Raw genomic sequence first — 10,861 nt, 5'->3', positions numbered from 1 at the left:
TGTATTAAAATTTAAAAGAAACGGTGCAGCCATAGGTTTTAAAAGAAGGAAGATTAAAAAAATCTAAACCGCGGCTGTTGTCAAAATCATAAAAATTCTGGTTAGAATCTACTCCCCGGTTTGCCTGCCAAAGAAAGATATTATTCACATAAAAACTAACGCCTAAAGCTCTTCGAAAATTCCCGATGTCGAAATAAGCTGAAAGCGTAATATCATTAATTCTAACATAATCTGATTTCTCAACATAATTTTCGGCAACTCCCAAAAAACCATATCTTGTCCATAGATTATCACCAACCGCAAGATTCGGATTGTAAAAATCAACAGGAATCTGATTGGCATTTCCGTTGGAATTTACCCCTTCAAAAACATAATTTTTAATAATTCTTTCGTCTCCGGAGGTCTGAGAACGACCGTAATAATCGAGAACAGCCTGAGTTCCGTTCCAGACTTGACCGCCTTTTTTCCATTCCCAGTTGATGTTTAGCGCAAACATCTTATAATTGATCTGATGAGAAAATTTCATCACAAAATCCGGAGTCGGATCTGCAATTATTTTCATTCCTGAAGCTTTTACAGGATAACCATAATCGTCAATTATCAATTTACCTTCTGCATTTCTTTCATAATAACTTCCCATCACAGCTCCTAAAATCTGACCTTCGGATAATGTTTTATAAATATCATTAAATCCTGAAATCATCAGATTATTGTACCCGGAATTCACACGATCGACAATATCTCTATATTTAAAAAATGAAGCTTTACTACCGATAGAGAAATCATAACTGTGATAAATGTTATCATAATTGAAATTGACTTCATACCCATCATACGTATGATCTGCGAGATTTTTCAAAACTAAATCCTGATTTTCGAAAACAGGAAATACATCGTTATTTATTTTTCGTTTAAAGTATTCTGCAGTCAAATTAATTCTGGGATTAAACAAAATAATTTTAAAGCCGGCTTTAGATTCTTTAATATTAATATTCGAAAGATTATTAAATGTTTCAACTTCTTTCAGAGGAAAATACTGATATGCATTTTGTGCAGAAAACTGTGTTGTAGTATAAGATGAGTAAGATTTTGCAATTTCGGGTTCTGCAGCCAATTGGGTATGAGCTCCCATGAATTGCACATCAAAATTATTCCATCCGAAAATATCCTTAAAAGTAAAATATCCGTTTACCTTTGGTATCCAGTACTTATTTTTAAGCGACGTATTCGAAATATAAAATGAGTTGCCGATATTCACACCAAACTCAAAATCATTATAGTTTTCGTAATCCAGATTATAATTAAAAATATAATCCTGTGAAGTTCTCTGATAAAAATAGTTTCTGTCTATACTATGACTGACATTGATTTTCCTGTCATTTAAAATATGATTTAAACTAAATTTGTTATCGAGTTCGCCATCGTACAATTCATAACTCGCCAAAATATTAGAATTGTAAAATTCATTTTTCTGGTTTCTGATATTGTAAAGTCCGACCGGAAAACCATTTGTAGAAATCTTATAAACATCACGATGCATCATATCCTGATTATCATAAGCCTGACTGATGCTTAGCTTAAAACCATTCCACTGTCTGTTTACATCAAAATTAAACTGACGGATATTTTCATAATAATTATATTTTTCCGGTTGACTGAAAAGAAATTCAGGGTTGTCTGCATACAGACTGTAACTTCTTTGTAAACCATTGCTCAGATAAGCACTTTGTTTATTCGAAAAGGAAACCGGAGTCAGGAGAGAATTCTGATAAACCCGGTTGAAAAGCCCTATTCTGTTGGTATTTGTAGCTTTATTTCCGGTGTAATTAAAACCTGCATTGATTTTAAATTTTAAAATTTCTGTGCTGAATTTAGCTTTAAATGTATTCGCAATATCAAACTGATCTATAAAATACATCTGATCTTTTTGCTGGCCGATATTCAGAGAAAGTCTTGCATTTTCATTATAACCTCCGCTCTTAATTATTGCATTCAGATTCAGCTGATTACTGTACCCGAACGTTGTTTTGAAAAGATTGTTATCATAAATTTTTGCAAGAGAAATTCCGTCATTTAAACCAACTAATTGACCATTGTTATCATATTCATAGGGTATTCCGTTAAAACCCAGAGTCGAAATATCCGGTCCGAAGCTGAACATTTCGCCTGTATCCGGACCTTTCCAAACAAGTGAACCATTTTCTGATCTTCCCTGAACATATCTGCTTTGCGTTTTGGGAATCCTGTTTCGGTTTTTCACGTCTAACGAAGTGCTGAAATTCCCGTTAAATACAAGATATTTTTGGGGTTGGCTTTTAATTTTATATAAAGAATCCGATTTTAGCTTTAGCTTTCTGATAACAGAAAAATCATGATCTGAATTTTTTCTCAGAGAATCATAAGATTTTTCAATACTGAATTCGTCTGTTTCAGTTTTGATGATCAGATTTTCATAATCTTTGGAAGCAATATTTTCGACTGTCTGTCGGGGAACCTGTCTTTCAAGTATATTTTTCAGCTCCTGAACATAATGTACAACCTGAATATTTTTACCGCTATTCCAAATCAGAGTATCATATTCTTTTGCAGCGATAATGGCAAAGCCTTTTTCATCGGTTAATTCATAAACACCGCTATTTTTATTAAAAATTTTCAGAAAATTCTGAGGTTTCTTTTTTTCATTAAAAAACGTTCCCGAATAATAACGCTGAGAGTCCTGCGCAAAGGCAAACTGCACTGCAAATACAGGCAACAACAGGTAAACTTTTTTCATCTTCAATAATATTTCTAAAAATAGAGAAAAAAAAAGAAATCTCCGAAGAAATTTCTTTTTTAGAATAAGACTTTTTCTGTTAGTTTTTAATCACTTTAAACGTTTCCCATCCTTTTTCTGTTCTGGCTCTGATGAGATAAACACTTTGCGGATAAGATGATATATCAATAGCACTCTTTCCGGACAGCTTTTCTTTTTTCATAATGATTTTTCCGGCTAAGTCATAGACAAACAATTCATCAATCGGAAGATCGGAAATAATATTTACAGGACCTTTCGTAGGATTGGGAAATATTTTTATCTGATGTTCAGCCTGACTTCCTGCTTCGGTTTCAAGTTTTTTATTCAGGTAATTTTGAGAAGTGTTTTTATCGCATTCTGTAAGGGTGGCTCTTTGTAAAATCAGTCTCAGCAAAAGATCATTCAATTTTTCTACTTCATAAGATTCTACTGTAGGTTCAATGTGATTGTTCCCGATTCCGCTGTGGTTGGTAAGAAAAGTGTAAGTTCCGTTTGTCATCAGTGCAAAAGTTCTCATCAGATATTCTGTCTGTTTATCTATATCGCTTGCAGATAAGGGAATAATGGTAATACCTTTCTGAGCGGCGGCTTTCACATATTTAAAAAGCTTATCTATATTTTCCTGAGATTGATGTGGCGGTGCATCAAGAATCAAAAACATAATTTTGGTAGAATTCTCATTACTCCAATTCAGCTCATTTACCGAAACATCCATCGCTTCCACCACTGCCTCAGGGAAATCGCCACCGCCTAAAGCATTCTGTTCTTTGATAAATTTCAAAAGCTGATCAGCATTGTCGTTAAAATCAAACTTCCTGGTCACATATTCATCTCCCTGATCTCTGTAAAAAACGGATCCGTATCTCACTTCCGTATTTTTCAGATTAGATTCAACTTTTTTCAGAACATCCAAAAGCTCAGACTGTAAATAAGCAATCTCGTCTCCCATCGAACCTGTTGCATCGACTACAAAAGCAAGATCTAAAGCTCTTTTTTCAACACAGGGTTTATCAAGAACAATCAGATTTTGTCCGTTTTTGAATTCTTTAGGATGATTGCTGATAATATTGTTTGCTTTATCTTTTAAAATATATTTTCCGGTATTTTCATAAGAGCTAATCAGCGGATTAATCCATAATTCTGCATTCCCGAGATTGTCTGTTGCCGCTTCCCAAACAATTTCATCTTTATCGTTAACCAATTTCAGCTTCTCTCCGACAACAGGTTTTTTATTTTTATTAACCAGCTGTACGGAAACTCTTCTTTCAGGGAAAAACTGCCATTCATTTTTATATCTGTCTAAAGCCGGAAGAGCAATATCCATCCAATAATTCCATTTAGAAAAATCGTTTGCTTCTCCGGCAGTCAATTGCCCTGCCTTTGGAAGTTCCTCTTTTTTTTCTTCTGTTTTATCTAAAACATCTGTATTTGTTTTGGGGAAAAGTTTTTTCAGAAATTTATTAAACTTTTTATTTTTAGTTTTTGAAGTATCTTTTGTAGAAACTACAATAACTCCGTTTGCTGCTCTGCTTCCATATATAGAAGTTGCGGCTGCATCTTTGATAACAGAAACTTCTTTAATGCTTTCAGGTTTTAATTTTTTGAATTTTTCTCCGCTTGCAATTTCACCATTAATAATATATAAAGGTTCTGAACCTTCTTTAATGGAAGCAGCTCCACGAATAATAACAGCACTTTTGGAAGAGCCCGGAGTTCCAAAAGAAGAACTAATTGACAATCCCGCAACTTCTCCTTTTAAAGAATTTAAATATCCTGCACTTGGTGAATTACTCGCAATAAGTCTTCCGCTTACAGTAGTTGATGAGGCAACAGATGCAACCCTTGTTTCTGTTTTATTATATCCGAGAACGACAACCTCTTCGATGTTTTTTTCTTTATAGCCACTGTCAAAAGGAATATAAGGAACTTCTTTATGAATTGCTATTGGCTTTATTTTATAATTTTTAATACGATTTATTAATGGTTTTTCTTCAAAAATAAAACCTGATTCATGATTGTAACGATCGTACAATATTTTTGCATCTTCATAAGCTAATATCTTCTGATTTTGTTTCTTCTCTACACCCTCCAACTCTTTTTCAATATTGGATTTTACTGTACTGTCAATTGTCTGAACATTTGAAACAGAGTTAGGCGAAACTGTATTTTGGACAAGCTCAGGTTTTGTAATTTCTGAAGCATTGTTTTTATTAATAAAATAAAATGCACCCAAACCAATGATTAAACTGGCGGCAATTCCGTAAGGAAACCAAATTGGTGTGTTTTTCTTTTTATTTTCTTCTTTATCTAATTTTTCTTCAACTTTTGACCAAACTCTATCAAAACCTGGAAAAGTCGCAGGTTCTTCCACAGATTGAGAAGCCTCGTTGAATTTTTTATCGATATCGTGATTATTTTCCATTTTTGTAAAGTTTAGATGTTGTGATTTACGAGAAGTTCCTGTAGTTTTTTCCTTGCAAAATTCAGCTGGGATTTTGAAGTCCCTTCACTTATTGAAAGCATTGTTGCAATCTCTTTGTGCGGATACCCTTCAATGGCAAACAGATTGAAAATGGCTCTGCAACCTTCAGGAAGAAAATTCAAAAGTTTTAAAATATCTTTTTCAAAGGATAGGTTTTCCACTTTAGAATCAGGAGATTCTATGAAATTTTCATCCAAAGAAATATGCAGAGATTTTGTACTTCTTAGTTTCTGCAGACATTCATTCACGGCAATTTTTTTTGCCCATGCTTCAAAAATATCATGGTTTTGCAGTTGGTCAAGCTTTGTGAAGATTTTATAAAAAGTATCTGCCAATACTTCTTCTATATCCTCGTCGTTTTTCAGGTAACGTTTGCAGACCGAGTACAGTTTACCAGCCATTTTTTCGTAAACTTTCCGCTGTGCATTGCGGTCGTTCCGCTGACATTCTAACAGTAATTCTTTTTCCATAGTCAAGCTTTATACTTTTATAGATGCAGGAAATTTCTCGCAGGTTGGAAACATGATAAACTTTTTTTAAAAATAATGAAATACTTTAAGCGGTTGGTTGTTTTTAGTTGATTGTTGATAGATTTATATAAACTAAATTGAACACGAGTTCACAAAGATTTCTTTAATGATTGACTGTTTCAGGTTTAATAGGGCCGTTCACTTGTAAAAGCTACTAATTTTTATCTGATGAAAGATTATTATAATATTTATTAATATTTCCAAACACCACAACGCTCAAACTCTAAAGCTCTCCAACTCAATTTTAACCTTTTTTAACAGTACCTTTTGTAACATATTCTTAATATTGCCGACTATTACGATATAATTTAAAGCTGGTAAAGTTTTATTTATTTAAATTTTTAATTGAATAATTCATATCATCTTTAAAACAAATAGATTGTTACTTATGAAAAACAAAAGATTTGCGTCACTACTTTTTGTTTTATGTGCAGGAAGTATGATGTTTGCTCAGGATGACCTGATCAACAAGTTGAAGAACAACCAGTCTCAAAATGCCAATTTCAAGTTTACTACGTTGAAAGATGTCGGTGCTACTTCGGTGAAAAACCAGGGTTCATCGGGAACTTGCTGGAGCTATTCAGGAAATTCTTTCCTTGAGTCTGAAATGCAGAGGATGGGTAAAAAGCCCGTTGATTTGGCAGAAATCTTTACTGCTAGAAATTCTTATCACGATAAAGCGAAATTGTATGTTTTGAACAGCGGAGCAATCAGCTGGGGAGACGGCGGTGAGCTTCATGATGTGGTAAACATGTATAAAAAATACGGTGCTGTTCCACAGGATGTTTACACTGGTTTGAAAGCCGGACAAACATTGAACAACTTTAAAGAAATGCAGGAAAAATTAAAACCTGTATTGGATAGTCTTGTTGCAGCTTCTTCAAAAGGAAAATTGTCTGATAACTGGATGGATTCTGTAGATGCTATTCTGGATGAATATTTAGGAAAAGTTCCTGCAAACTTTACATATGAAGGAAAAAATTATACTCCGAAAACTTTCGCTAAAGAAGTGGTAGGAATTAATCCTGAAGATTATGTTGAAATTTCATCATACAAAGATTATCCTTACTATCAGAAATTTGTAGTTCCGATTCCTGATAACTGGAGCCATGATTCTGACTGGAATGTTCCGATGAAAGATCTTACTGCAATTATCGATAATGCCGTAAATAAAGGGTATTCTGTAGGTTGGGCAACCGATGTTTCCGAGCCTTATTTTTCATACAAAAATGGTGTCGCTTATGTTCCGGATACAGATTTAGATGAGATCACGAAAAGCAACAGCGGAACTTTGTTTACAGAACCGAAAAAAGACAAAACCATTACTGAAGATATGCGTCAGAAAGCGCTAAACAACCTTTCTACAACCGATGACCACGGAATGCACATCGTAGGTTTGGCAAAAGACCAATCTGGTAAAGAATATTATATGGTGAAAAATTCTTGGGGTGTAACCAATGATTTTGATGGATATTTATATGTGACAAGACCGTATGTTGAGTATAAATCAACTGCAATTCTGGTTCATAAAAATGCAATCCCAAAAAACATCAAAAAACAACTGAAACCAACGAAAAGTATTGGTTTGTAAGAAGAAATCATTATTGTCTAGGTGACAATTAGATATTTAAACTTGTTAATGACCGTCTGAATTTTATTCAGGCGGTTTTTGTTTTAGAAATTTGCTAATCTTTTTAACGCAAAGTATGCAAAGTTTTTTCACTAACATCTGCATATTTTTTGTTCGCAAGGGCACTTCGTTCAGCAAATGACAGCAGAAGCTTTAGCTGAATTCCTCTCCTACTAATTCGAAAATAATGATTAGAAGCCAGCGAAAAACACTGGTTTGTAAAGCGAGATTATTATTGTCTAGATAGCAGTAATGTTCAGCTAAGGCTAGATTTGCTTTGCTGAGTGAAACGCCTTTGCGAACGAAAAATGTTTTCAATACATTCAAAAAAACTTTGCGGTCTTTGCGTTTAAAATAAATTTTAAGCTATTTAAAACAAATAAAAAACCGCTCTCAAAAATTTGAAAACGGTTCTTCTAAAATTAAAAAAATTATAGGTAAAATTATGTGTAATATAAAAAAGTGAACTGCCCATTTTACTTCGCAGGTGAATAGTGGAAATAAAGTTTAAATAAATTGACCACGAAACAAACCAGCAATTCACTCTGTTCTTAGTAAAGAACTCCTAAGCTTGAGCCTTCGAAATTAGCAAGCTCTTCTACTCTTCCGTCTTTGATCTTCTTTGCCCACTGATAATCGCTTAATAAAGCACGCCCGACTGCAACCAAATCAAAATCCTGACGATCCAATCTTCTTACCAATTCTGTAAGATCTGCTTTCTCCGAACCTTCTCCTGCAAAAGCCGCCATAAAGTCGCTGTTCAGCCCTACAGAACCCACTGTAATTGTTGGTTGACCCGTCAGTTTTTTTGCCCAACCTGCAAAGTTCAGATCGGAACCTTCAAATTCCGGTTCCCAGAAACGTCTTTGCGAACAGTGGAAAATATCAACTCCCGCTTCTTTTAATGGTAATAACCAATCTTCCATTTCTGCAGGATTTGCGGCCAGTCTTGATTTATAATCCTGTTGTTTCCATTGAGAAAGACGCAGAATAATGGTAAAATCTTCCCCAACTGCTGCTCTTATTGCTTTTATAACATCTACTGCAAATCTGCTTCTTTCTTTAAGTGTTTTTCCGCCATACTCATCGTTTCTCGTATTGGTTACTTCCCAGAAAAACTGGTCGATCAGATATCCGTGAGCTCCGTGCACTTCCAAAACATCAAATCCTAAATCTTTTGCCGATTTCGCTGAAGCAGCAAACTGAGCAATCGTATCCTGAATATCTTCCAAAGTCATCGTAGAAGCTTTCTCCATATCAACTAACGGATAATCCGGGGAGCTTCTCGTGTCACCGACATGCCAGATTTGAGGTCCCATTTTTCCTCCGTTCTGATGAACTGCATCGATAACGTTTTTCCAGCCGTTTAATGCTTCTGTTCCGTAGAAGTCAGGGATATTCTGCATATTTTTCGAACCCGGCCTGTTGATTACCGTTCCTTCTGAAAGAATCAATCCTACTTCTGAAGCTGCTCTTCTTGCATAATAATCTGCAATTTGCTGAGTCGGAACTCCGTTATCAGATTGCGCTCTCGTCATCGGAGCCATTACGATTCTATTTTTTAGTTCTAAATTCTTGTATTGAAAAGGTGTAAATAATGATTCTGTGCTCATTTTTAACTTTTATTTTATAATTGTTACACAAAGTAACTAATAATAGTTCATTTTTGTATCTTTCAATTGAAAAATAGTGGTAACTTTGCAGTAACTTACATTAGTAACCTGAAAGTAACGGATTAATTTTATGAAAAAAAACGAATTAATGGAATACAGCTGTCCTCTTGGCAAAGCCATGTCTGCCTTGGGAAGCAAATGGAAACCGATTATTGTATTGGTAATCAAAGACCGAAAATTGCGTTTTGGCGAACTTGCCGTACGAATTAATGTAATTTCAAGAAAAGTTCTTACCGACCAGTTAAGAGAAATGGAAACCGATGGCTTGGTTATCCGTGAAGAATTCAAAGAACTTCCGCCAAGAGTTGAATATTCGTTGACAGAGAAGGGTTTGGCACTTCTTCCGATTTTATATCAACTGGAAGAATGGGAGACGAAATATCATGTTTATGACCCTGAAAAAGCGAATGACTGCAAGACTCTTTTGGAAAAAAGAGAGAAGAAAAATGCGGTTGTCGGATAGACATCTCAAGTTTAATATGAAATTCTGAACTGATTATTTGTTATTCATAATCTATTTTAATATTAAAATTTACAAATTCATCACCATTAATATTTTATTAAATTGATGCTTTTTCCAAGAAAAATTTCTTTTTTTGTGAATTGAATTTTACCCGATGATAAAAACTTCAAAACAGCTAAAGCTTTATGCCTATTTAGGATTTCTTGTAATTGTTTTAGCCTATGTTGTTATTCAATTATACATTAAATCGAATCTTCCGACTGTCGGATGGACAATTTCTGACTGGCTGATCAATTACGAAGACGGAGGATTTAAGAGACGTGGTTTATTGGGTAGTATGATGTTTTTTATTCATGATTATTTTAAAATTCCGCTTCATACACAGGTTTTCTTAGTTCAGTCACTTTTCTTTATTCTTGTTTTTTATTTTTTGATCCGGTTGATTTTATCAAAAAAACTGAACTGGGATATTTTGATTCTAGTATGTTCGCCACTTTGCATTTTGTATTTGCCTGTAAACATATTTAATTCCGGCAGAAAAGAGATCATTTTACTCGCTTTGTTGTTGTATTTTGCTTCAGGTGAAATCACAAGAATGAAGAAAATACTGTTATTTACAGGTTTTTTATTGGGTTTGTTTATTCATGAACTCTTCTATTTCTACTTACCATTTGTAATCGCTTTTTATATTCTTAAAACCAAGAAAATTGATCTGAAATATTTAGGAAGCCTTACTTTACTATCAACTCTTATTATGATTGTTTTGTTCTTTTTCGGTGGTGAAATCAATCAGGGGCAAAGTATTGAACTATTAAAAACCCGTGGAATTCAACTCGACAAATGGAATATTTTCACTTACAACGCCGCAGAAGAAAGAGAGAATATGATTATTGCTTATAAATCTTATATTCTTTTTGCAGCAGAGTTTTTCCTGATGATTTTTTTATCATTTTCTTTTATAAAAAAATATTTGCCGGAATATAAAAATGCCTTCAGATTATTTATCATTATTTCATTGGCTTGGGTAAGTCCTCTTTACTATTTGGGTGCAGACTGGTTCCGCTGGAATCATATTTATTCATTATCGCTGATTATCCTTATCATTTCTGCTTTACCGAACAATACAGATAAAAGATTTTATGTAGACGGGAAATTCAATATTTCTTTGTTTGTGATAATCATTTTATTTTTCATCATTTTTTATCTTCATATTCAATATGACACTTCAGGGAATTCAGAAGAATATTTGATGAATTATATAAAAACCAAGCTACATTTATAATTAAAAA

At 33.9% G+C, this 10,861-nt stretch carries 7 protein-coding genes; 3 read left to right on the top strand and 4 right to left on the bottom strand.

Annotated features, from left to right (window positions below; genetic code table 11):
- Window positions 1-4 precede the first annotated feature (4 nt).
- The 3 genes from BM371_RS00930 to BM371_RS00920 form a co-directional block, all read right to left on the bottom strand.
- Window positions 5-2,773 (bottom strand): hypothetical protein, encoded by a 2,769-nt coding sequence (locus BM371_RS00930; protein WP_034674761.1) that lies wholly within the window; start codon window positions 2,771-2,773, stop codon window positions 5-7.
- A gap of 79 nt (window positions 2,774-2,852) precedes the next feature.
- Window positions 2,853-5,216 (bottom strand): VWA domain-containing protein, encoded by a 2,364-nt coding sequence (locus BM371_RS00925; RefSeq protein ID WP_051882670.1) that lies wholly within the window; start codon window positions 5,214-5,216, stop codon window positions 2,853-2,855.
- 11 nt (window positions 5,217-5,227) lie between these two features.
- On the bottom strand, window positions 5,228-5,746 hold the full coding sequence (locus tag BM371_RS00920; RefSeq protein ID WP_034674759.1) for an RNA polymerase sigma factor: 519 nt from the start codon (window positions 5,744-5,746) through the stop codon (window positions 5,228-5,230).
- Between the two features lie 448 nt (window positions 5,747-6,194).
- On the opposite strand from BM371_RS00920, the gene BM371_RS00915 reads away from it, so the two are divergent.
- Window positions 6,195-7,397 carry a C1 family peptidase gene (locus BM371_RS00915; protein WP_034674757.1) on the top strand — a complete coding sequence of 401 codons (1,203 nt, stop codon included), beginning with the start codon at window positions 6,195-6,197 and terminating at the stop codon, window positions 7,395-7,397.
- A 590-nt stretch (window positions 7,398-7,987) separates the two neighbouring features.
- Here the strand turns inward: BM371_RS00915 and BM371_RS00910 are convergent.
- Complete coding sequence (locus BM371_RS00910; RefSeq protein ID WP_034674756.1) at window positions 7,988-9,049, bottom strand: NADH:flavin oxidoreductase; 1,062 nt, start codon at window positions 9,047-9,049, stop codon at window positions 7,988-7,990.
- A 130-nt stretch (window positions 9,050-9,179) separates the two neighbouring features.
- Between BM371_RS00910 and BM371_RS00905 the strand changes: the two genes are divergently transcribed.
- Window positions 9,180-9,572 carry a winged helix-turn-helix transcriptional regulator gene (locus BM371_RS00905; RefSeq protein ID WP_051882668.1) on the top strand — a complete coding sequence of 131 codons (393 nt, stop codon included), beginning with the start codon at window positions 9,180-9,182 and terminating at the stop codon, window positions 9,570-9,572.
- Window positions 9,573-9,726: 154 nt separating this feature from the next.
- Window positions 9,727-10,854, top strand: a complete 1,128-nt coding sequence (locus BM371_RS00900; RefSeq protein ID WP_034674753.1) for a hypothetical protein — start codon at window positions 9,727-9,729, stop codon at window positions 10,852-10,854.
- Window positions 10,855-10,861 lie beyond the last annotated feature (7 nt).

It is taken from the genome of Chryseobacterium formosense, from assembly GCF_900116415.1.
GTDB lineage: Bacteria > Bacteroidota > Bacteroidia > Flavobacteriales > Weeksellaceae > Chryseobacterium > Chryseobacterium formosense.
The sequence above is the reverse complement of the archived record's forward strand: the minus strand, read 5'-3'. Positions and strand labels throughout refer to the sequence as shown.

Coding starts and splice junctions, on each gene's coding strand:
- BM371_RS00905 (WP_051882668.1), top strand. CDS start 9,180: ATGAAAAAAAACGAATTAATGGAATACAGCTGTCCTCTTGGCAAAGCC.
- BM371_RS00900 (WP_034674753.1), top strand. CDS start 9,727: ATGATAAAAACTTCAAAACAGCTAAAGCTTTATGCCTATTTAGGATTT.
- BM371_RS00925 (WP_051882670.1), bottom strand. CDS start 5,216: ATGGAAAATAATCACGATATCGATAAAAAATTCAACGAGGCTTCTCAA.
- BM371_RS00930 (WP_034674761.1), bottom strand. CDS start 2,773: ATGAAAAAAGTTTACCTGTTGTTGCCTGTATTTGCAGTGCAGTTTGCC.
- BM371_RS00920 (WP_034674759.1), bottom strand. CDS start 5,746: ATGGAAAAAGAATTACTGTTAGAATGTCAGCGGAACGACCGCAATGCA.
- BM371_RS00910 (WP_034674756.1), bottom strand. CDS start 9,049: ATGAGCACAGAATCATTATTTACACCTTTTCAATACAAGAATTTAGAA.
- BM371_RS00915 (WP_034674757.1), top strand. CDS start 6,195: ATGAAAAACAAAAGATTTGCGTCACTACTTTTTGTTTTATGTGCAGGA.